Origin of the sequence: Vibrio sp. 1159 (assembly GCF_033340395.1) — a bacterium.
GTDB lineage: Bacteria > Pseudomonadota > Gammaproteobacteria > Enterobacterales > Vibrionaceae > Vibrio > Vibrio alginolyticus.
Window position 1 is genome coordinate 216646 of record NZ_JAWOWL010000001.1, and the last position, 22077, is coordinate 238722.

Sequence of the window (22077 nt, forward strand, 5' to 3'; positions counted from 1 at the left end):
AAAGAGCTGCCCTAGAGCAGCTCTTTTTAATTTTGTATCAGCAGTGATGCTTATTTTTTCTGAGCTCGTTCGTAAGATTCTAGGATTTCAGCTTTGGCGGCAGCAACATCTGCCCAACCATCCACTTTCACCCATTTGCCTGCTTCAAGCTCTTTGTAACGCTCAAAGAATTGCGTGATCTGCGCTTTCAGTAGTTCTGGGATATCGTCCACATCTTGGATGTGCTCGTACTCTTTCGAGATTTTTGAGTGGGGAACCGCAAACACTTTTGCATCTTCACCCGATTCATCTGTCATCTTCAAAACGCCAACAGGACGGCAGCGAATGACTGAACCTGGCATGAGTGGGTATGGTGTTGGTACCAATACGTCGACTGGGTCGCCATCAAGAGACAGGGTATTGTTCACGTAGCCATAGTTGCATGGGTAGAACATTGGTGCAGACATGAAACGGTCGACAAATACAGCACCAGAGTCTTTATCTACTTCGTACTTGATTGGATCTGCATTTGCAGGAATTTCGATAACGACATAGATATCTTCAGGCAGCGACTTGCCTGCTGGTACATGGTTTAAGCTCATTAGAATATTCCTTTTCATTAACGATGAGTCACACAAAAGCGGCTTCATCTGATGATAAATTCGCGTTTCACTTTAGCGACAAAAACGCGACAGGTAAACACCTGCCGCGTTGGACAAAGGTCTGAAATTATTCTTCGTCGCGGTGCAGTTCAAGGAACTCTTCAACTTTGCGAACCATGTTCTTCGAACCCACAAAGAAAGGTACACGCTGGTGCAACTCAGTAGGCTTGATGTCCATAATGCGATTCACGCCGTCCGATGCAATGCCCCCAGCTTGCTCAATGAGGAATGCCATAGGGTTACATTCGTAAAGCAGGCGTAGCTTGCCTTGTGGGTGGCTTTGTGTGCTTGGGTAAAGGTAGATACCACCTTTCAGTAGGTTGCGGTGGAAATCAGCAACCAGCGAGCCAATGTAGCGAGAAGTGTATGGGCGACCGTCTTCTGGCACGTTTTCTTGGCAGTACTTGATGTACTTCTTCACCCCTTGAGGGAAACGAATGTAATTACCTTCGTTGATGGAGTAGATCTTACCATCATCAGGAATCATCATGTTTTCATGAGAAAGACAGAAGCTGCCGATAGATGGGTCGTAAGTAAAGCCGTTTACGCCGTTACCAGTTGTGTATACCAACATGGTGGAGGAGCCGTAAATCACGTAGCCCGCAGCCACTTGCTTGTGACCAGGTTGTAGGAAGTCTTCTTCAGTTGGTGGAGTACCGATTGGAGAAACACGACGGTAAATCGAGAAGATAGTACCAACAGAGACGTTCACATCGATGTTAGAAGAACCATCAAGTGGGTCCATCAGTACTACATATTTGGCGTTTTGGTTGAGTTCTTTATTGAACGCAACTGCTTCGTCTTCTTCTTCACTGGCAACGCCACACACTTGATCACGAGCTTCAAGCGCGGCTTTGAACTTATCGTTCGCGTAAACATCGAGCTTTTGCTGATCTTCACCTTGGACATTTTCCGTGCCTACAGCACCAGTGATATCACCGAGACCCGCTGCGTTGATTTCGCGGTTAACGATTTTTGCAGCTAAACGAATGGAGGCTAAAAGGGATGATAGATCACCGCTAGCGTGGGGGAAATCCGCTTGTTTTTCGACAATGAACTCGCCTAGGGTGCGCAGTCCTGACATGGTTAATCCTTACATTTTCATTTCATTGGGGGTAGTGCGCAAGTGAGCATCTCTTTATGGATGTTAAACGATTGCGCTGGATGTAAGTTTAAGTCGCAGATCTTTTTAATGGTAATGAAGTAACTGTTTGAGATCTCAATTTATTTGTAGACTTGTTTGAGGGATTCATCAGTAAGCAAGAGGTTGTACAGTCTGTGTTCAACCTTGTCATATTTGTGAAAGGGACTGCAAGAAGAAGGCTAAAGTCACTCGCTTTTCAGGCGGTAATCGCGATAATGAAAGCATTAAAAAACGCATTACAAGGTTTAGTTTATGCACATTCATATCTTGGGTATCTGTGGCACATTTATGGGCGGCGCAGCGATTCTAGCGCGCCAATTAGGACATAAAGTCACTGGTTCTGATGCCAACGTTTATCCGCCAATGAGCACACTGCTTGAGTCTCAAGGTATTGAAATTATTGAAGGCTTTGACCCGTCTCAACTCGACCCTCAACCAGATCTTGTGGTGATTGGTAATGCGATGAGCCGTGGCAACCCTTGTGTCGAGCATGTGCTCAACACTAACATGCGTTACACCTCTGGCCCGCAGTGGCTCAACGAGTTTTTGCTGCATGATCGTTGGGTATTGGCGGTATCGGGTACACATGGGAAAACGACCACGTCGAGCATGCTTGCTTGGATACTTGAAGATTGTGGTTATCAACCGGGTTTCTTAGTCGGTGGGGTACTCGGTAACTTCGGAGTGTCTGCTCGTTTGGGTGAAAGTATGTTTTTTGTCGTTGAAGCGGACGAATATGACAGTGCTTTTTTCGATAAGCGTTCTAAGTTTGTGCATTACCATCCTCGCACTTTAATCATGAACAATCTTGAGTTTGATCATGCTGATATCTTCGATGATCTAGAAGCGATCAAGCGCCAATTCCATCATTTAGTGCGAACTGTACCGGGCAATGGATTGATCTTAGCGCCGAGAAAAGATCAGGCGTTAGCGGATGTATTAGAGCGTGGCTGCTGGACTGAAAAACAGTTCTCTGGTGAGAATGGTGACTGGCAAGCGCACAAATTAGTGCTTGATGGCTCAAAATTTGACGTTGCGTTGCAAGGCGAGAAGGTTGGTACCGTCGAATGGAATTTGGTGGGTGACCACAATGTGGATAATGCGCTGATGGCAATCGCTGCTGCACGACATGTTGGAGTCACTCCGGATCTTGCTTGCCAGGCATTAGGGCGTTTCATCAATACCAAGCGCCGTTTAGAGCTGAAAGGTGAAGAACAAGGTGTGACGGTTTACGATGATTTTGCGCATCACCCAACGGCAATTGAACTTACTGTCGGTGGTTTGCGTAACAAGGTAGGTGAAAAACGCATCCTAGCTGTGTTAGAGCCGCGTTCTGCCACCATGAAGCGTGGCGTACACAAAAACACACTTGCAGAGTCACTACACAGTGCAGATGAAGTCTTCTTGTTCCAGCCAGATAATATCGAGTGGTCTGTGCAAGACATTGCCGACCAATGCACACAGCCAGCGTTTGTCGATGCGGATATAGATAACTTTGTAGCCAAGATCGTCGAACGTGCGCGACCAGGTGACCAAATTCTAGTCATGAGCAACGGTGGCTTTGGTGGTATTCACGGAAAACTTCTTGAGCAGTTAAAACAAAAAGCCTGATTGATATGCAAAACAAAACACAACCCTCTCATAAAAAAGCCATCACGTTGGCATTAACGGGTGCTTCTGGTGCTCCCTACGGCCTTCGTCTTTTAGAATGCTTGGTTGCGGCGGATTATCATGTCTACGTTCTGATTTCTTCGGCAGCTCGTGTTGTGATGGCAACCGAGCATAATCTTAAGCTACCAAGTGGCCCAGAAGCGGCGCAGCAAGCATTGGTAGAGCACCTGAACTGCAATCGAAATAACATCACCGTTTGCGGTAAAGACGATTGGTTCTCGCCGGTTGCCTCTGGTTCTGCTGCACCCAAGCAAATGGTGGTTTGCCCATGCTCTGCGGGAAGCGTTGCAGCCATAGCACACGGTATGTCGGACAACTTGATCGAACGGGCCGCTGATGTAGTAATGAAAGAGCGCGGGCAGTTGTTGCTCGTGGTTCGCGAAACACCATTTTCAACGCTACATCTGGAGAACATGCACAAGCTATCGCAAATGGGCGTCACCATCATGCCAGCAGCTCCAGGCTTCTATCATCAGCCAAAGAGTATTGAAGACTTAGTGGATTTTATGGTGGCGAGAATTCTTGACCACTTAGGTATTGAGCAAGGTTTGGTGCCTCGTTGGGGTTATGACCAGCGCTCGTGAGCTGATTGTGTAACCACTCAAATACCTTTACAATCCATCCAACTCATCGGGGAGCAAACCCATTTAGCATTGAGTCAATCAATGCATTGGGGCGCTGAGACCTAAGTGTTTAACTAGGGACCCGTATTACCTGAACCAGATAATGCTGGCGTAGGAATTGAGTCTGGATATTGGAAGTCCTTAATAGCCGCCTCAAACCCTGTGCCGCTCAACTTATTTCTCTGAAATACTCATGGAGAGCGAGCAGTGAAACCCACTCTAAATCTGATTGCCTTAGCTGCAATCACCTCTACTTCAGCGTTTGCCGCTGAAAACACATTAACCATCTATACCTACGACTCTTTTGCCGCAGATTGGGGCCCGGGTCCTAAAATCGAGCAAGCTTTTGAAGCAAAATGTGGCTGTGACGTTAACTTCGTAGCGTTGGACGATGGTGTGTCGATTCTGAATCGTCTTCGTCTTGAAGGCGGTAATAGCAAAGCGGACATCGTATTAGGTTTGGATAACAATCTGATGGCAGAAGCGAAGAAAACCGATCTGCTTGCCGAGCACAATGTGGATACGGCTAACACAGTGTTACCAAACGGTTGGAGTGACACGACGTTTGTACCGTACGATTACGGCTACTTCGCGTTTGTGTACAACAAAGAGAAACTGGCTAATCCGCCGAAAAGCATGAAAGAGCTGGTGGAAACGCGCGACGATCTGAAAGTGATTTACCAAGATCCGCGGACTTCAACGCCGGGCCAAGGCTTAATGCTATGGATGAAATCTATTTATGGCGACGATGTGACGCAAGCGTGGCAGAAGCTAGCGAGCAAAACCGTAACGGTCACGAAAGGTTGGTCTGAGGCGTATTCTATGTTCCTCAATGGTGAGTCCGATTTAGTGCTTTCTTACACCACTTCACCTGCGTACCACTTAATTGCGGAAAACGATTCGAAGTTTGCTACGGCGAATTTTGCTGAAGGCCACTACATGCAAGTTGAAGTCGCCGCCAAAGTGAAAGGGGCAAAAAATTCAGAACTTGCTGATCAATTTATGAGTTTCATTTTAAGTGATGAGTTCCAATCGGCGATGCCAACGGGTAACTGGATGTACCCAGTCACTGACGTTGAGTTACCTAAAGGTTTTGAAACTTTGAGTGTTCCAAGCAAGTCGTTGAGCTTTAGTGCTGATGAAGTGGCAAAAATGCGTAAGTCTTGGATTCGCGAATGGCAAAGCGCATTGACGTTTTAGCTGACGTTTCCATCCTCATCTGAATGAGATAGGTTTTACCTTTGAATTCTGTTCCAAAAATAGGTTTAGGGGTCGCGATGATCATCGCGACCTTTGTTATTTCTGCCCTAGGTGCTTTGATTGTTCAAGCCCCTTCACTTGATGTGTCTGTGGTATGGGGCGACCCGTACTATCAACATGTCACCAAGTTCAGTTTCTACCAAGCGTTTCTTTCCACATTGCTCAGTGTTGGCTTTGCCATTCCAGTAGCGCACGCACTTTCGCGTCGCCAATTTATTGGTAAATCATTACTGCTTAAGCTGTTTGCATCGACACTGGTTTTGCCGGTTTTGGTTGGTGTTTTTGGGCTGTTAGCGATTTATGGCAACAGTGGTTTGTTGGCGCAGTGGTTGCAAAGTTTCGACACTAAACTGCCATTCTCTATTTACGGTTTGAACGGCATTTTACTCGCCCATGTGTTCTTTAATTTACCTTACGCGGCACGATTGCTTCTGCAAGCCTTGGAGTCTATTCCTGCCGAGCAGCATAAGCTTTGCGCGCATCTTGGGATGAGCCATTGGGATAAGTTTCGCTGGGTAGAATGGCCGCGTTTAAGGCAGCAGCTTCCCCACGTTTGTGGGTTGGTGTTTATGTTGTGCTTTACCAGTTTTGCCACTGTAATGGCGTTGGGGGGCGGGCCAAAATCCACCACCATTGAATTGGCCATTTACCAAGCGATTAAGTTTGATTTTGATTTACAAGCTGGGGCGTTATTTGCGCTGTGGCAGATGCTGTTATGTGGACTGCTTGCTATTGGAGTGCAGAAGTTAACAAGGCCTGTTTCTATCAGTGCTGGAAGCACATCGGTACAGCAATATTTAACGAAGGATCATGGGTGGTCAAAAGCTTGGGATAGCTTTTGGATCATAGGTGCCTTTTTACTGGTAATACCGCCGTTATTGATGGTGTTACTGAGTGGCATCAACCAACAAGTTTGGACAGTATTAACCGATGAGCATTTTTGGTCTGCGCTATTGAACTCCCTCAAAGTCGCCTGTGTCGCTAGCGCGCTTGCGGTCGCTGCTGGGGTGCCCATACTATTGACCAGTCGCCGTTGGCGGTTGCAGTACAAAAACACGCGAGCCGATCAGATTGAGTTAATCGGCACCGTTATTTTGGTGACTCCAGGTCTGGTGATTAGCACCGGTTTATTCTTACTACTGCGCGCATTTACCGATGTTTTTAGCTTGGCATTTTTTGTCGTGATTTTGGTGAACGGTTTGATGGCTTTGCCTTACGTGATCAAAACGCTAGCGCAGCCAATGCTGCACATTGAACAACAGTATCAGTATGTATGTGCCAGCTTAGGCATGCGTGGCTGGCAACGGTTTAAAGTGGTGGAGTGGCAGGCGCTACGCAAGCCGTTTGCACATGCGTTTGCGATCAGCTTTATGTTTGCGATTGGCGATTTAAGTGCTATTGCGTTGTTTGGCGGGCAAGAGTTCCGCACTTTACCTCTGTATTTATTCCAGCTGCTTGGCAGCTATCAGATGGACGCGGCTGCGGTGGTATCGGTGACCTTATTGTTGTTGAGTGTGGGCTGTTTTGCCTTGATTGAGAAAGTATTGAAAACGAAGGAGAGAGCGTAATGTTAGTGTTGGATGATGTGCAGTACACCTACCAACGTGAACTGTTTCGTTTTGACTTAACGATTGAGCAAGGACAGATTGTGTCGCTGATGGGACCAAGTGGGGCAGGGAAGTCAACCTTGCTGGCGTTGGTGGCAGGATTCATCCATCCTGACCGTGGTGATATTTGTGTTGATGGTGAGTCCATTGTGCGTAAAGAGCCTTATCTGCGTCCGTTCTCTATGTTGTTCCAAGAGCACAATTTGTTTGCTCACTTATCGGTGCGTGACAACATCGGTTTGGGCTTACACCCAGGGCTAAAGCTTACGGTGGACCAAAATCGTCAGATTGAACAAGCCGCGCAGCAAGTTGGTGTTGCAGAGTACCTCGACCGTTTGCCAGAGCATCTTTCTGGTGGCCAGCGTCAACGTGTTGCCTTAGCGCGTTGTTTTGTTCAGCCTCATCCCATGTGGCTGTTGGATGAGCCGTTCTCGGCGCTTGATCCGGTGTTGCGTGAAGAGATGCTAGGCTTGGTAAAAAAACTGGCAGCAGAGCGGGGAATAACCGTATTGATGGTCACGCACCATTTAAGCGATGCCAAAGCGATTGCCAGCCACTTTGTGTTTGTGGCAGATGGTAAAGTGGAAGCCGCGGGTGATATGTCTGCATTGAGTGAACAGCATGCTAGTGAGAAGCTTGCGGCATTTATCCGAGCAGCATGCTAGTGCCTGATAGTTGCTAGGTTATGCTTCTCCGCAACACAAACCATGCCGAGGGCCAAATTCAAATTGAGATCTTAAGCTCATGATATGGTCAATCATTGCTTGTACGCGCCGTGGGCGGTTTGCTCCAGGACGATAGACTAGATAAATAGGCATTGGTACCGTGTGCCATTGCGGCAACACTCTGACTAAGGTGCCACTTTCTAGCTCTTGCGTCATGTTTTGCACAGGTAAGTTAGCGATGCCTAGTCCTTTAAGTGCACCTTTCAATATTGCTTCTACAGTTGTACTTGAGAAGTTACTGGTTATTGAAACATTGACGGTATTATCGTGTGAGATCAGCGTCCAAGGCCCTATTTCTGAAACATATTGATACCTCAAACAGTTGTGTTTTGTCAGATCTTCTGGCGTTTCAGGTACGCCGAACTCAGCTAAATACTCAGGGCTAGCAGCCAGAACTCGAGTGGTATAGCCTAATTTTTTTGCGATCAATCGATCATCAACTATCTGACCGACTCGAATTGCCATATCAAAGCCGTGTGAAAAGAGATCAACAAAATCGTTCGATGCTTCTAACGCAATTTGTACTTTTGGCCATTGTTTTAAAAATGGCAAAAAGATGTGCTCCGCCATATACGCATCCAACGCTGGTGGCGCGGAAATACGCAGCCGGCCTTGGATCTGTTGTTCCATCTCCTGAACGTCATGGCCAATTGAGTGGAATTCCTCAACTAAGCTTGCAGCACGCTCTAAAACCATTTGGCCAGCTTCGGTGATCACTAACTTTCGGGTTGTGCGCTCTAGCAGTTTGGCTTCAAAGTGTTGTTCGAGTTTGGTTATGGCTTTGCTAACAGTAGATTTTGGTAGGTTTAACTCCAGCGCGCACTTGGTTAAGCTCAGTAGTCGACAGCTTGTGACAAAGATAGAAAGCGTTCTAAAGTCAATTGTTTCTAAATTGCGAACAATCACTTTCAATTATCCATATTGTTTCAATATTAATCTGATTATAGTCTGGCACCTCATCCTTAGCCATCAAGTTATTGTCATTTGAGGTAAACAACATGTCCAACTCTGTAGACTTATTTTCTCCTATCGAACTCGGTCAATTAGCATTAGATAACCGTGCCATTATGGCGCCTTTAACGCGAGCTCGTGCTGGTGCGGACCATATTCCTAATGACCTTATGGTTGAATACTACGCTCAACGTGCGAGTGCCGGACTAATCATTGCTGAATGCACCATGGTGATGGAAGGTACGTCTGCTTTCATGGCAGAGCCGGGCATTTACAGCGAAGAGCAAATCGCAGCTTGGAAAAAGGTAACGGATGCGGTTCATGAGAGAGGCGGTAAGATTGTACTGCAAATTTGGCATGCGGGACGAGCTTGTCATCCTGATCTGAATGAAGGAAAAACACCTGTAGCGGCGAGCGCATTGGCCATTCGTGATGAATTAGTCCATACCCCTTCGGGTAAGCAAGCATATACGGTACCACGAGCACTCGAAGTGGATGAGATAGCTTCCATTGTTGCGGCGTTTAAACAAGGTGCAGAAAACGCCAAGAAAGCAGGCTTTGATGGGGTCGAGATACATGGCGCAAATGGTTATCTTATTGATAACTTCCTTCGTGACGGTTCAAATTTACGTACCGATGAATACGGTGGTTCGGTTGAAAATCGTGCTCGATTTTTACTTGAGATAGTGAAAGAAGTCGTTGAGGTGTGGGGACCTGGAAGAGTCGGTCTGCGTACATCTCCGCTAAATGGATTTAATGACATGAAAGACAGTGATCCAGTTGGCTTGGTGCGTTACTTAGCAGAGCAACTTAATTCTTTCGATCTTGCTTATTGGCACGTGATGCGTGCGGATCTGAAAGGCGTACAAAAAGCAGATGTTCTCAAGCCAGCACGTGAAAACTATCAAGGCCACTTAATGGCGAACGTGGGCTACAGTGCACAAGAAGCGGCAACAGCAATTGCAGAAAACAAAGTTGATGTGGTCGCATTTGGCGTTCCCTTTATCGCAAACCCAGATTTAGTTGAGCGATTTAAGAAAAATGCACCTCTTAATGAGGCGAAACCAGAACACTTTTATTTGGGTGGAGCAGAAGGTTATACCGATTACCCAGTGATGGCATAACCCTTACTTGTTTAATATAAAAAGGACGCTAATGTTAGCGTCCTTTTTCGTTTCTGTATTTACTTAGCCTTGCGGTTTTACGACCATCACATTGATTGGAGAATATTCCACAACCTTACTCGCGACGGAGCCAAGCATTACTTTATTGATTTTAGAGCGCTTGTGACTTGGCATAATGATGAGATCTGCGCCTAAACGTTCTGCATAATCAAGAATGGTCGCGTAGGCCTTGCCTTCAGCAACATGCACTTGGTAAACCACATCTTCAGCAATATGCTCATTAGCGAAAGTTTTTAGTTGCTGCTTCACGTCTTGCTTCATTTTGGCCGCAGCATCTTTCGGAAAGTATGTGGCAACCATCGACATGTGAATACCAGGTAGTACCGTCAGAAGATGGATTTGAGCATTTGCTTGCTTTGCCTGCCAAACCGCTAGTTCAACCGCTCGGTCTGAAAAGCCTTGGTCATTTAGATCAACCGGAACAAGAATTTGTTTGTACATTCAATGTCTCTCATTAAGGCCCCTTTATCCTCGGGGCCAAATCGGTTATGCGCTCAATTGTTCCTTACGAGCACGACGTTTTTGGTTCATTGCAAGCACCAGCAAAATCATTAAGCATGGTACAAACACCCACTCTTTCATCGGACGGTCTGCATCCTGGATAACCCACTTGATTTCCCAATCAAAGTCGATACCTGCGGACTCTGCTGGACTACCAAATTCAACCATATCGACAATCATTTTGTTGTCACTTTCGGTCAGCATTAGACCCATAGATGAAATACGTGCGTCTGCTGTTGTCGCACTGTCTTCGAATGGAAGACGAACCGTTTTCTCAATGTAGTCGCCCTCAAGGTTTTCACCGGCAACACGTAACTCCAATGATTCTCCTACATTTAGTGTTTCCGTGATTTGAGCTACCTCAACGCCAGGAGAAAGAACTTTCGCTGGGTACAGCATGTCCCACCAAAAACCTGGACGGAAAAACGAAAACGTCAGTACTAATAATAGGACTGTTTCCCACCACTTGTTACGCGTGAACCACCACCCTTGAGTTGCCGCAGAGAATATCAGCATTGCAATGATCGATGAGATGACCGTGAGCGCCAAATGCCACCAAGAGTCGATCCCCATTAACAATAGCTGGGTATTGAACACAAACATGAACGGCAAAATAGCGGTTCGAATATCGTAAGTAAAACCTTGGATACCGGTACGAATTGGATCTGATTTCGCAATTGCGGCTGCTGCAAAAGCTGCAAGACCTACAGGTGGGGTATCGTCGGCCAAAATACCAAAGTAGAAAACGAATAAGTGCACCGCTATCAACGGAATAATCAAGCCATGCGCCGCGCCGAGCGTAACAATAACCGGCGCCATTAGCGTAGAGACCACGATGTAGTTCGCCGTGGTTGGCAGACCCATCCCCAGAACCAAGCTAATGATGGCGGTAAACAGCAGCATAAGAATGATACTGCCACCAGAGATAAACTCGACGAAGTCGGTCATCACTAGGCCGATACCCGTTAGTGTAACAACACCAACAACGGTGCCCGCTGCCGCGGTTGCAACGCCGATACCAATCATATTACGCGCACCAGAAACTAAGCTCTCGGCAAGATCGACAAAGCCATCTTTGGTTTGCTGAAGCATGTCACCTTGCTTTGACAGCAGTGCAATCAACGGACGTTGAGTAAGCAAAATGAAAATCATGAACACCGTTGCCCAGAATGCCGAAAGGCCAGGTGAGAAACGTTCGACAGTCAAACACCAAACCAATACGACGATAGGGAGTAGGTAGTGCAAGCCTGACTTAACGGTTGGGCCAGGATCAGGTACTTCTGTTAATTCTGCATCAATCTCAATTGCGCCATCTTGCACGTGATTTGCTGAGACTTTCACCAACCCAACGTACGCGATTAATAGTGCGACGGTAACAATTGGTGTCGCGGCATCACCAAAGACGTCCTTTGTCCAACCCACTCCGTAGTAAACCAATGCGCTGATCACACACAATCCTAAGATTGTGCCAGTAAAGGACAGCAGACTTTGTACTAGTGTTGGGTTGTGGCGACGAGGAAGGCCTGTCATGCCTGCTTTACATGCTTCAAGGTGAACAATGTAAATTAAAGCAATATAAGAGATTAGCGCTGGAAGTAGGGCAGCTTTAATCACCTCAACGTAGGAGATACCGACGTATTCCACCATCAAAAATGCTGCTGCACCCATGATTGGCGGTGTTAACTGACCATTGGTTGAAGCCGCTACCTCTACCGCACCCGCTTTTGTGCCGGGAAAGCCAACACGCTTCATCAGTGGAATGGTAAAGGTGCCAGTTGTTACTACGTTTGCGATTGAAGAACCAGAAACCAGACCAGATAAACCTGATGCAACAACGGCCGCTTTAGCTGGACCACCTTTCATATGGCCAAGTAACGAGAAGGCAACTTTAATGAAGTAAGCACCAGCACCAGCGCGTTCCAGCATTGCTCCAAACAATACAAACAAGAAGACAAAAGAGGTAGAAACACCTAGCGCAACCCCAAATACGCCTTCTGTTGTTAGCCACAAGTGAGACATGGCCTTGTTCAAGCTTGCCCCTTTGTGCGCGATAACGTCAGGCATGTAAGGGCCTGCAAAGGTGTAAGTAAGGAAAACAGCAGCCACGACCATTAATGGTGGACCAAGTGCTCGGCGTGTTGCTTCTAAAAGGAGGAGCATACCGATAACAGCAACAACGATATCAACCGTTGTCGGTGCGCCTGAGCGTCCTGCTAGCTCGGTATAAAAAAGGTATATATAGGCTGCTGAAAAGCTGCCAGCCAACGCGAGTATCCAATCAACAAGAGGGATATGATCGCGAGGAGAATTCTTCATCGCTGGATAAGCAGTGAAAGCCAAAAAGATCGCGAAAGTAAGGTGGATAGATCGCGCTTCCGTGTCGTTCAGTACGCCAAAATTGAAAATAAATGGTAACGGGGATGCGTACCATAATTGAAATAGTGACCAACACAGAGGAACAAACCAAAGGATTCGTCCTTGCATTCCCGAAGGGCTACGTGCACCTGTGTCTGCCTGAGCCACCATTTCTTGCACATCTTGTGACGGAGCTTGATTCGTCGCCATGTACTTTTTCCTTATTATTGATGGTCCTGTCTGATTTTTATCGAGAACCACACTTCGCCTCTATCAGTGTAGTGAATGGAGCGAAGTTTGCTTTCGAGTATTTTGCTGCCTGAACTCAAAGTGTTGATTGTTGGATACTCTGTTAGGCGGCGTTTAAGTTTTCTTGGGTATGAGCTCGCAGTTTTCAGAAGAAAACTGGCGAATGAAGCATACAGTTAGAACGTGCTACAACCTGTATGCTCAAACAGGCAGAAAATATTCTTTCCTGCCTGTATGTAGAGTCTGAGGAAATTACTTAATTAGACCCATTTCTTTGTAGTATTTTTCTGCACCTGGGTGAAGAGGAATAGAAAGACCAGCTTTCACCATATCTTCTTTCTTCAAGTTTGCGAATGCAGGGTGTAGACGTTTGAAGGTATCAAAGTTTTCAAACACAGCTTTTGCCACGTTGTAAGCGACATCGTCTGAAACGTCAGAGGTCGTTACCATTGTTGCTGCAACACCAAAGCTGTTTACGTCTTTGTCTGTACCGCGGTACATACCAGCCGGTACTGAGCTAAAGGCGTAGTATGGGTTGTCGGCAACAATTTTATCGATTTTAGGGCCTGTTGCTGAAACTAGCTTCGCATCACATGATGTGGTTGCTTCTTTGATTGAACCGTTCGGGTGGCCGACCATGTAAATGAAGGCGTCAATTTTGTTATCACAAAGTGCCTGAGAGCGTTCAGAGCCTTTTAGCTCAGACGCCAATTTGAAGCTGTCGTTTGTCCAGCCCATCGCTTCCATGACAACGCCCATCGTTGCACGGTCACCAGAGCCTGGGTTACCGATGTTTACTCGCTTACCTTTCAGGTCTTCAACGTTTTCAATACCTGAATCTGCACGCGCAATGATGTTGAAAGGTTCTGTATGAAGAGAGAACATTGCGCGTAGCTTCTTGTACGGGCCTTGTTCTTCAAACTTGCTCGTACCGTTGTAGCCGTGGTACTGCCAATCCGATTGCACGATACCAAAATCTAATTCGCCTGCACGGATAGTGTTAACGTTGTAAATTGAGCCACCAGTCGATTCTACTGAACAACGGATGTTGTGGTCTTTACGACCTTTATTTACCAACTTACAGATAGCACCACCAGTTGGGTAGTAAACACCTGTCACAGAGCCAGTACCGATGGTAATAAACTCTTGAGCGTTAACTGCGCCTGCGCCCATTACGGCTGCAGCGATAGCGCCTACTTTGAGAAGTTTGTTAAATGCCATGAATTTCCCTTCCTTATATTCATTATTTACCCGGAAATAACCATAAATCACTTCTGGAGTTTCCTATTTGGAAACGGCACCTTTTTCAATCCAATCGTTTGAAAAAGCGAGCGAATCATAACAAAAAATTGGCAGAAAATTATCCAATTGTTAAATGTTATAGTTGATAAGTCTGAATTTTGTATCAGGGGATAGGATTCAATTTGTGATTTAATTCTTTTTATAACAATTACTTAATTAACATTTAGTGACTGAAATGAAAAAGATCAATTGCGTGATGTTAATCACAAAACGGATGGTTAAAGAATGAGCGGAGTAAGCAAAAAATTTACATAAATTATGGGCTACAAAATGAGACTTCTTTTATAACCCACAATGAGTTAGCTGATTGAAGCTTTATAGAACTTAACCAGTATATTCGAACAGCTCGCACACTGATTTGAAGAGTTGCTCAGTCGTAATTGCCATGGTTGGCGTAATGAAAATGGTATCGTCACCTGCGACAACACCAAGAATACCTTCGGATTTACCGAGTGAATCAAGCAAGCGAGCAATCAACTGTGCTGCACCTGGGCCGGTGTGAATTACTACTAACGCTGCGTTACGATCGATGTCTAGTACCAGTTCACGCAGAGAGCTGCTGACTGTTGGGACACCTAGCTCAGCAGGAAGACAGTAAACCATTTCCATTTTTGCATTGCGCGTACGGACGGCGCCAAATTTAGTCAGCATACGTGAGACTTTAGATTGGTTGATACTCTCAAACCCTTGCTGTTTGAGTGCGTCAACAATCTCGCCCTGTGAGCCAAAGCTTTCTTCTTTTAACAGGGCTTTAAAGGCGCGAACTAAGTTGTCTTGTTTTTCTGAATTGCGCATAGTCATTACAAATCTCTTATTACGGGTCAGCAGTTTTGCATATTCTCGCATATATATTCAGGCGGTGCCAAAGAGTCCCAGTATTATGTTAGATGCGTCACTGTAAACTATATACCACATAGAATTCTTTAGCGCGCTGAAGTAGGGCTGTATCTGTTTTCTTGAATTCCTTGTCATTTCAACAGAATAAAAGAATAATCCAGGCCCCATTTGTAGCACGGTAACAGCGAGTTGCGCGAGGTCGCAAAGCTAGCGTTAATTGATTGTAATCAAGTTGTGATTCCGATAGCTTTATTTAAGTTGGTTACAAACTACCCTACGAATACGTTTATAAGAGAAATACTCTCAAGGAGAACTACATGAAAGTAGCCGTTATTGGTGCCGCTGGTGGCATCGGTCAAGCCCTGGCCCTTCTACTTAAGAACCGTCTTCCTGCTGGTTCTGATCTAGCCCTATATGATATTGCTCCAGTAACTCCTGGTGTGGCCGCTGATCTTAGCCACATCCCTACGCCAGTTTCTATCAAAGGTTACGCTGGTGAAGATCCTACTCCAGCACTAGAAGGCGCGGATGTTGTGCTAATTTCTGCTGGTGTTGCGCGTAAGCCAGGTATGGATCGTGCGGATCTATTTAATGTAAACGCTGGTATCGTTAAATCGCTAGCGGAGAAGATTGCGGTTGTTTGTCCGAAAGCTTGTGTTGGTATCATCACAAACCCTGTAAATACAACAGTGCCAATTGCTGCTGAAGTTCTTAAAAAAGCGGGTGTTTATGATAAGCGTCGTCTATTTGGTGTAACAACGTTGGATGTTATCCGTTCAGAAACGTTTGTTGCTGAGCTAAAAGACAAAGATCCAGGTGACGTTCGCGTGCCAGTAATCGGTGGTCACTCTGGCGTAACGATCTTACCTCTACTGTCTCAAGTAGAAGGTGTTGAGTTTACAGCTGAAGAAGTAGAAGCATTAACGAAACGTATTCAAAATGCAGGTACTGAAGTTGTAGAAGCTAAAGCGGGTGGTGGTAGTGCAACACTATCAATGGGCCAAGCTGCATGTCGCTTTGGTCTGTCTCTGGTTCGTGCTCTTCAAGGTGAAGAAGGCGTAGTTGAGTGCGCTTACGTTGAAGGCGACGGCGAACACGCGACTTACTTCGCGCAACCTGTGAAACTGGGTAAAGAAGGCGTTGAAGAAGTACTAAGCTACGGCAAACTCAGCGATTACGAAAAGTCTGCATTAGACGGTATGCTAGAAACACTAAATGGCGACATCAACATTGGTGTTGAATTCGCAAAGTAATCTAGAAAGCCTATATAAGAAAAAAGCCGATCATTTTGATCGGCTTTTTTGATCCTTGATTTCTCAACTTCGTAAAAATGGTCGAATAAAACCACGTGGTGAAGGAGAAGATGATGGAAGCGAGTCGAATCCGTAAAGGCATGGTTGTTGAGTGCCAACAAGGCGTCGGTACGATATTAGTGGTCGACCATGAAGCAGAGACGGTATTGTTGTCCAAACAAGGGACTGAACAGCAGCTCGCCGTTAGCTTTGATGAAATAGAAGATGATCCACAACTGCATGGCGGTAGTGACAGATATTACTAGCGCCTCCGGCGTCGTCATTAGGTATCAAACGTAAAAAAGGAAGAGCATGCTCTTCCTTTTTGCTATAAGTCTTGCGTTATGGGTAGCTATTGATTACTTCGTGCGTTGTACTGCGACATGAGCCAGAGTAACAAGCGCTTGTTTGTATTCAGACTCTGGCAACACTGATAGTTCTGCGATTGCTTTGTCTGCTTCTTCTAGAGCTTTTTGCGTTGTGTATTCCAGAGAGCCTGCTTCTTTCATGACCGCAAGAATTTCTTCTAAGCGATCCATGCCATTCGCTTTCTCAATCGCTTCACGAATCATGATTGAGTTTTCTGGTGTGGTATTACGCATAGCATGGAGTAGAGGTAAAGTTGGCTTGCCTTCGGCCAAGTCATCACCCACATTTTTACCCATGTCTTCGCCATCAGAAGTGTAATCCATGACGTCATCAATGAGCTGAAACGCAGTGCCTAGATACTTACCGTAATTTTGCATTGCGATTTCAACATGCTCAGGAGCATCATTTAAGATTGCACCGATTTGAGTTGCGGATTCAAATAAGCGCGCAGTCTTAGAGTAGATGACTTGCATGTAGCTTTCTTCTGTCGTGTCAGGGTCGTTACAGTTCATCAACTGCTGTACTTCACCTTCGGCGATCACGTTTACGGCATTGCTCATTAGTTTAAGGATCTTCATGGATCCTAGTTCTGTCATCATCTGAAATGAGCGTGTATAGATAAAGTCCCCAACTAATACGCTAGCCGCATTGCCAAATGCTGCATTCGCAGTGGCTTTACCACGGCGCATGTCTGATTCATCTACCACGTCATCATGCAGCAAAGTCGCTGTATGGATAAACTCAATAAACGCAGCTGCCATTGTATGACCATTGCCTTGGTAACCAAGTGCACGGGCTGACAGTATCGCTAAAAGCGGTCTTAGACGTTTGCCTCCACCACTCACGATATAAAAACCGAGCTGGTTGATTAAAGAGACATCAGAATTAAGTTGGGCTTGAATTGTTTCATTCACTTTTGCCATGTCATCGGCAGTAAGCGCTTGGATAGTTTTAAAATCCATCGTATATCCGGCTGAAGTTAGACCCTGCAAGGCTTATTCGATTTATATAATTGTCGAATAATACACTAAAAAACGTTGATTAATACATTACTAAAGGGCATGATTGCCGCACTTTTCTTTGGCGATTAGCTTTTCGCCAATTTTTTCAAAATATGGCTTGTCATAGGAGCATCTATTCTGTAGAATCTGCGCCCTATTGATGATTAGTTTAGCGCACACCCTCAAGAAAGGCTGTGCGGAAAAAGCGGAGTAAAATATGTACGCTGTTTTCCAATCTGGTGGTAAACAACACCGTGTAAGCGAAGGTCAAACTCTTCGTTTAGAGAAATTAGACGTTGAAACTGGTGCAACTGTAGAATTTGATAAAGTTCTTCTTGTTGCTAACGGCGAAGACATCAAAGTTGGTGCTCCTCTTGTAGAGGGCGGCAAAATTGTTGCTGAAGTTGTACAACACGGTCGTGGCGATAAAGTTAAAATCGTTAAGTTCCGTCGTCGTAAGCACTCTCGTAAGCAACAGGGTCACCGTCAGTGGTTCACTGAAGTGAAGATCACTGGTATCAACGCTTAATCTATTAGGAGAGTTTAACAATGGCACACAAAAAAGCTGGTGGTTCTACTCGTAACGGCCGCGATTCAGAAAGCAAACGTCTAGGTGTTAAGCGTTTCGGTGGTGAATCTGTACTTGCAGGTAACATCATCGTTCGTCAACGTGGTACTAAGTTCCACGCTGGTAACAACGTAGGTATCGGTAAAGACCACACTCTATTCGCTCTTACTGAAGGTAAAGTGAAGTTCGAAGTGAAAGGTCCTAAGAACCGTAAGTTTGTAAGCATCGAAGCTGAGTAATTAGGTTTTTAACCAAATTACTTAATAGCTTTAAGCTGAATTCAAAAGCCCTGCCGAATCGGCGGGGTTTTTTATTTGTGGTAGTCGACATATCGAAGTTTCTCGCTAAGATCCTAAGCGATTTGAATCTGGGAGCTTAGATCTGTCATCTGCTAAAATTGTCGGATGACATAGTAAGATTTAATCCACGCACGAAGTAGTCGGAGTAAAAGATGAAGTTCGTAGATGAAGCGGTAGTAAAAGTTCAGGCTGGTGATGGCGGTAGTGGCGTTGTCAGTTTCTGGCGTGAAAAATTCATCACTAAAGGTGGCCCTGATGGCGGTGATGGCGGTGACGGTGGTGATGTTTATATCCAAGCTGATGAAAACCTAAATACCCTGATTGATTACCGTTTCCAGCGCTTCTACGAAGCTGAGCGTGGTGAAAACGGTCGCGGTGGTAACTGTACCGGTAAGCGTGGTAAAGACATCGTTCTTCGTGTACCTGTGGGTACGCGCGCTGTGGATATCCACACAAATGAAATCGTGGCGGAAGTTGCTGAACACGGTAAGAAAGTGATGATCGCGAAAGGCGGTTGGCACGGTCTAGGTAACACGCGTTTCAAATCTTCAGTAAACCGCGCGCCTCGTCAGAGAACATTGGGTACAAAGGGTGAAGTACGCGAAATTCGCCTTGAGCTATTGCTTCTTGCTGATGTGGGTATGCTTGGTCTACCTAATGCTGGTAAATCAACCTTTATCCGCGCAGTATCAGCAGCAAAACCGAAAGTCGCTGATTACCCATTCACGACTTTGATCCCAAGCTTGGGTGTCGTAAGTGTCGTACCAGAGAAAAGTTTTGTTGTTGCAGACATCCCTGGTTTGATCGAGGGTGCAGCAGATGGCGCTGGCCTTGGTATTCGATTCTTGAAGCACTTAGAGCGTTGTCGAGTGTTGCTGCACATGATCGATATTATGCCAATTGATCAGTCCGATCCGGTGCAAAATGCATTGACGATCATTGATGAACTAGAACAATACAGCGAAAAACTGGCAAGTAAGCCGCGTTGGTTAGTGTTCAACAAAGTTGATCTAATGCCTGAAGAAGAAGCGAATGAGAAGATCCAAGAAATCTTAGACGCACTAGGTTGGGAAGACGAGTACTTTAAGATCTCGGCGATCAATCGTAACGGTACTAAAGAGCTTTGTTACAAACTGGCTGACTTTATGGATAACCTACCTCGCGAAGAGGAAGAAGTGGCTGAAGAAGATAAAGTTAACTTCATGTGGGATGATTACCATAAAGATGCGATGGCGGGTAAAGACGTTATCACTGAAGATGACGACGACGATTGGGATGACTGGGACGATGAAGAAGATGACGGTCACGTTGTCTACGTTCGTGACTAATCAGAACGGTCAAACAATGCCTGTTTGCCTATAATTCATTAAGCCGCAATTATCTATTGCGGCTTTTTTTGTATCTAAATCATATTTAGGTGATGTGATTTACGGCACAATAACTGATACGTCGTGTTTTTTTGAGGGTTAGTTTGGCCCTCGCGCGTATGAATGAGTAACACCCTAAAAGGAATTAGACTTATTTATGACTCTAGAAACCATACCGCCTAGAGAGTTGGCGGTATCTACTCAACGATCGATTTCTCGTCTTGTCGCCCAAGCCGGACAAATGCTACTTGCTCATGGTGCTGAAAGTACTCTTGTGAGCGATATTATGCGTCGTATTGGCCTTGCTTGTGGGGTGAATGAAGTTGCGGTAGCACTATCAGCTAATGCATTGGTTGTGACGACGGTAATGGATGGGCATTGCATCACCACCACCCGAAGCTGCGCTGATCGTGGCATCAATATGCGCGTTATTACGCAAATTCAACGAATCTGTATCATGATGGAACGTGGTTTGCTCGATTCAACCATGGCGCAGAAAAAGCTGAACGCTATCAGTCCAGAGCGTTATAACCGCTGGTTGGTGGTGTTTATGATTGGCTTGTCTTGTGCGGCATTCAGTCATCTAGCTGGTGGTGATTGGGGAGTATTCATTATGACCTTTTTAGCTTCAGCTGGTGGCATGATCGTTCGCCAAGAAATTGGTCATCGTCATTTCAACCCTCTATTGAACTTTGCTGCGACCGCTTTTGTGACCACCTTAATTTCAGCACAGGCGGAAATTTACCAAATCGGTAATCTACCTACCGTAGCAATGGCATCGTCAGTATTAATGCTTGTACCTGGTTTCCCACTCATTAACTCTGTCGCAGATATGTTGAAAGGCCACATTAATATGGGGATTGCTCGATTTGTGATGGCTAGTTTACTAACGTTGGCGACATGTTTGGGGATCGTTGCTGCGATGAGTGTAACTGGAATTTGGGGGTGGGCTATCTAATGAGTTTATTTGATTTGATGTTTGGCCTTTTGAATGACATGTTTTTTGCGGCGATTCCCGCTGTAGGATTTGCATTGGTTTTTAACGTACCACAAAGAGCTTTAGTGTATTGCGCTGTTGGTGGCGCGATTGGTCATGGTAGCCGCTACTTGATGATGCAGTTTGGCATTCCTATTGAGTGGGCAACCTTTTTTGCTGCGACGTTAGTTGGGATGATTGGTGTGTACTGGTCTCACCGTTTTCTCGCGCATCCAAAAGTGTTTACTGTGGCTGCTTTGATCCCGATGGTGCCGGGTGTGTTTGCGTACAAAGCAATGATCGCTATGGTAGAAATCAATCATGTTGGCTACTCACCCGAGCTTGTCGCAACCTGTATGGAAAACTTTCTTAAGGCCATGTTTATTATTGCAGGTTTAGCTGTTGGTCTTGCGGTTCCAGGGCTGTTATTCTATCGCCGCAGACCAATTGTATAAGGACCTAACATGATCATTAGTATGATTGCCGCTATGGCCGACAATCGCATCATTGGCAAAGACAATCAAATGCCTTGGCATCTTCCCGCCGATTTCGCTTGGTTTAAGCGTTGTACCATGGGAAAACCGGTTGTGATGGGACGCAAAACCTATGAGTCTATTGGTCGCCCTTTACCAGGTCGCTTGAATATTGTTATTAGCCGTGATGAGACACTAAAGATCGAAGGCGTCACTACCGTAACATCGATTGAGCAGGCTCTGGAAGTCGCAGGTGATGTGGAAGAAGTGATGATCATTGGTGGTGGTGCGATTTACACCACTTGTCTGCCTATGGCCAATAAACTGTATGTAACACACATTGAAGCGGCCATTGATGGTGATACTCAGTTCCCAGATTGGGGAGACGAGTTTAAGGAAACTTACTCAGAAATGTATCAAGCCGATGAGAAGAACGCCTACAACATGCGCTTTACTGTGTTAGAAAAGTAATTCGAGATTAACACCGCGTAGTTAATACGGTAATGCCGTTCGTGTAACAGCGAGCGGCCATCCCAACCTACCGTCATCCTGAAAAGCGACGAAAGAGCGAGATTCAGGAGCCTCTATACGAGTACCTTGTTGTCAAAGGTATTTCTATCTATTCGCAGCGCGAGGATATTAGATTCCTAGTCTCGTTAAGGCTCGTTGGAATGACCCTACA

General features: G+C 45.7%; 22 protein-coding genes and 1 riboswitch. Of the genes, 14 read left to right on the plus strand and 8 right to left on the minus strand.

Annotation, left to right across the window (positions count from 1 at the left end):
* Window positions 1–50: 50 nt before the first annotated feature.
* Window positions 51–581, minus strand: coding sequence for an inorganic diphosphatase (gene ppa, locus R7127_RS01080; RefSeq protein ID WP_005379635.1), 531 nt, complete (start codon window positions 579–581; stop codon window positions 51–53).
* A gap of 127 nt (window positions 582–708) precedes the next feature.
* Window positions 709–1725 carry a class 1 fructose-bisphosphatase gene (gene fbp, locus R7127_RS01085; protein WP_005383114.1) on the minus strand — a complete coding sequence of 339 codons (1017 nt, stop codon included), beginning with the start codon at window positions 1723–1725 and terminating at the stop codon, window positions 709–711.
* A 312-nt stretch (window positions 1726–2037) separates the two neighbouring features.
* Between fbp and mpl the strand changes: the two genes are divergently transcribed.
* The 5 genes from mpl (at window position 2038) to thiQ (ending at window position 7611) form a co-directional block, all read left to right on the plus strand.
* Entirely contained in the window at window positions 2038–3396 is a 1359-nt protein-coding gene (gene mpl, locus R7127_RS01090) for a UDP-N-acetylmuramate:L-alanyl-gamma-D-glutamyl-meso-diaminopimelate ligase (protein ID WP_033906021.1), read from the plus strand.
* Between the two features lie 5 nt (window positions 3397–3401).
* On the plus strand, window positions 3402–4040 hold the full coding sequence (locus tag R7127_RS01095) for a flavin prenyltransferase UbiX (protein WP_005379640.1): 639 nt from the start codon (window positions 3402–3404) through the stop codon (window positions 4038–4040).
* A 37-nt stretch (window positions 4041–4077) separates the two neighbouring features.
* Window positions 4078–4214: riboswitch (TPP riboswitch) on the plus strand.
* 72 nt (window positions 4215–4286) lie between these two features.
* Window positions 4287–5279: a thiamine ABC transporter substrate binding subunit gene (gene thiB / locus R7127_RS01100; RefSeq protein WP_005379642.1), complete on the plus strand. Its 993-nt coding sequence runs from the start codon at window positions 4287–4289 to the stop codon at window positions 5277–5279.
* A 41-nt stretch (window positions 5280–5320) separates the two neighbouring features.
* Window positions 5321–6907 carry a thiamine/thiamine pyrophosphate ABC transporter permease ThiP gene (gene thiP, locus R7127_RS01105; protein ID WP_318141811.1) on the plus strand — a complete coding sequence of 529 codons (1587 nt, stop codon included), beginning with the start codon at window positions 5321–5323 and terminating at the stop codon, window positions 6905–6907.
* Entirely contained in the window at window positions 6907–7611 is a 705-nt protein-coding gene (thiQ, locus tag R7127_RS01110) for a thiamine ABC transporter ATP-binding protein (protein WP_047101922.1), read from the plus strand. Before thiP ends, thiQ begins: the two co-directional genes overlap by 1 nt.
* Before the next feature lie 18 nt (window positions 7612–7629).
* Here thiQ and R7127_RS01115 read toward each other — a convergent pair whose 3' ends face one another.
* Window positions 7630–8577 carry a LysR family transcriptional regulator gene (locus tag R7127_RS01115; protein WP_005379650.1) on the minus strand — a complete coding sequence of 316 codons (948 nt, stop codon included), beginning with the start codon at window positions 8575–8577 and terminating at the stop codon, window positions 7630–7632.
* Between the two features lie 92 nt (window positions 8578–8669).
* Here R7127_RS01115 and R7127_RS01120 point away from each other — a divergent pair, with 92 nt between their 5' ends.
* Entirely contained in the window at window positions 8670–9746 is a 1077-nt protein-coding gene (locus tag R7127_RS01120) for an alkene reductase (protein ID WP_213907298.1), read from the plus strand.
* Between the two features lie 63 nt (window positions 9747–9809).
* Here R7127_RS01120 and R7127_RS01125 read toward each other — a convergent pair whose 3' ends face one another.
* The 4 genes from R7127_RS01125 to argR all read right to left on the minus strand — a co-directional run bounded on the left by R7127_RS01125 (window position 9810) and on the right by argR (window position 15008).
* Window positions 9810–10247: a universal stress protein gene (locus R7127_RS01125; RefSeq protein ID WP_005379654.1), complete on the minus strand. Its 438-nt coding sequence runs from the start codon at window positions 10245–10247 to the stop codon at window positions 9810–9812.
* 45 nt (window positions 10248–10292) lie between these two features.
* Window positions 10293–12872, minus strand: coding sequence for a TRAP transporter permease (locus R7127_RS01130; RefSeq protein ID WP_017820274.1), 2580 nt, complete (start codon window positions 12870–12872; stop codon window positions 10293–10295).
* A gap of 291 nt (window positions 12873–13163) precedes the next feature.
* Window positions 13164–14132, minus strand: coding sequence for a TAXI family TRAP transporter solute-binding subunit (locus R7127_RS01135; RefSeq protein ID WP_005379657.1), 969 nt, complete (start codon window positions 14130–14132; stop codon window positions 13164–13166).
* Window positions 14133–14537: 405 nt separating this feature from the next.
* Window positions 14538–15008, minus strand: a complete 471-nt coding sequence (gene argR / locus R7127_RS01140; RefSeq protein ID WP_005379659.1) for a transcriptional regulator ArgR — start codon at window positions 15006–15008, stop codon at window positions 14538–14540.
* A 359-nt stretch (window positions 15009–15367) separates the two neighbouring features.
* Here argR and mdh point away from each other — a divergent pair, with 359 nt between their 5' ends.
* Complete coding sequence (gene mdh / locus R7127_RS01145) at window positions 15368–16303, plus strand: malate dehydrogenase (protein ID WP_005379660.1); 936 nt, start codon at window positions 15368–15370, stop codon at window positions 16301–16303.
* Between the two features lie 113 nt (window positions 16304–16416).
* Window positions 16417–16608: a hypothetical protein gene (locus tag R7127_RS01150; protein ID WP_005379661.1), complete on the plus strand. Its 192-nt coding sequence runs from the start codon at window positions 16417–16419 to the stop codon at window positions 16606–16608.
* 93 nt (window positions 16609–16701) lie between these two features.
* Here R7127_RS01150 and ispB read toward each other — a convergent pair whose 3' ends face one another.
* A complete protein-coding gene (ispB, locus tag R7127_RS01155; protein ID WP_025768368.1) occupies window positions 16702–17673 on the minus strand; it encodes an octaprenyl diphosphate synthase in 972 nt (323 codons plus the stop codon).
* 256 nt (window positions 17674–17929) lie between these two features.
* Here ispB and rplU point away from each other — a divergent pair, with 256 nt between their 5' ends.
* The 6 genes from rplU to folA all read left to right on the plus strand — a co-directional run bounded on the left by rplU (window position 17930) and on the right by folA (window position 21866).
* The gene (gene rplU / locus R7127_RS01160) at window positions 17930–18241 is read left to right on the plus strand and encodes a 50S ribosomal protein L21 (RefSeq protein ID WP_005383096.1); all 312 of its coding nucleotides are present in this window, start codon (window positions 17930–17932) and stop codon (window positions 18239–18241) included.
* A gap of 20 nt (window positions 18242–18261) precedes the next feature.
* Window positions 18262–18519, plus strand: a complete 258-nt coding sequence (gene rpmA, locus R7127_RS01165) for a 50S ribosomal protein L27 (RefSeq protein WP_005383095.1) — start codon at window positions 18262–18264, stop codon at window positions 18517–18519.
* 212 nt (window positions 18520–18731) lie between these two features.
* Window positions 18732–19907 carry an Obg family GTPase CgtA gene (gene cgtA, locus R7127_RS01170; protein WP_005383091.1) on the plus strand — a complete coding sequence of 392 codons (1176 nt, stop codon included), beginning with the start codon at window positions 18732–18734 and terminating at the stop codon, window positions 19905–19907.
* Window positions 19908–20103: 196 nt separating this feature from the next.
* Window positions 20104–20904, plus strand: a complete 801-nt coding sequence (locus R7127_RS01175) for a threonine/serine exporter family protein (protein ID WP_005379664.1) — start codon at window positions 20104–20106, stop codon at window positions 20902–20904.
* Window positions 20904–21377 (plus strand): threonine/serine exporter family protein, encoded by a 474-nt coding sequence (locus tag R7127_RS01180; RefSeq protein ID WP_005379665.1) that lies wholly within the window; start codon window positions 20904–20906, stop codon window positions 21375–21377. Before R7127_RS01175 ends, R7127_RS01180 begins: the two co-directional genes overlap by 1 nt.
* A gap of 9 nt (window positions 21378–21386) precedes the next feature.
* Window positions 21387–21866, plus strand: a complete 480-nt coding sequence (gene folA, locus R7127_RS01185; RefSeq protein ID WP_005379666.1) for a type 3 dihydrofolate reductase — start codon at window positions 21387–21389, stop codon at window positions 21864–21866.
* The last annotated feature ends 211 nt before the right edge of the window (window positions 21867–22077 follow it).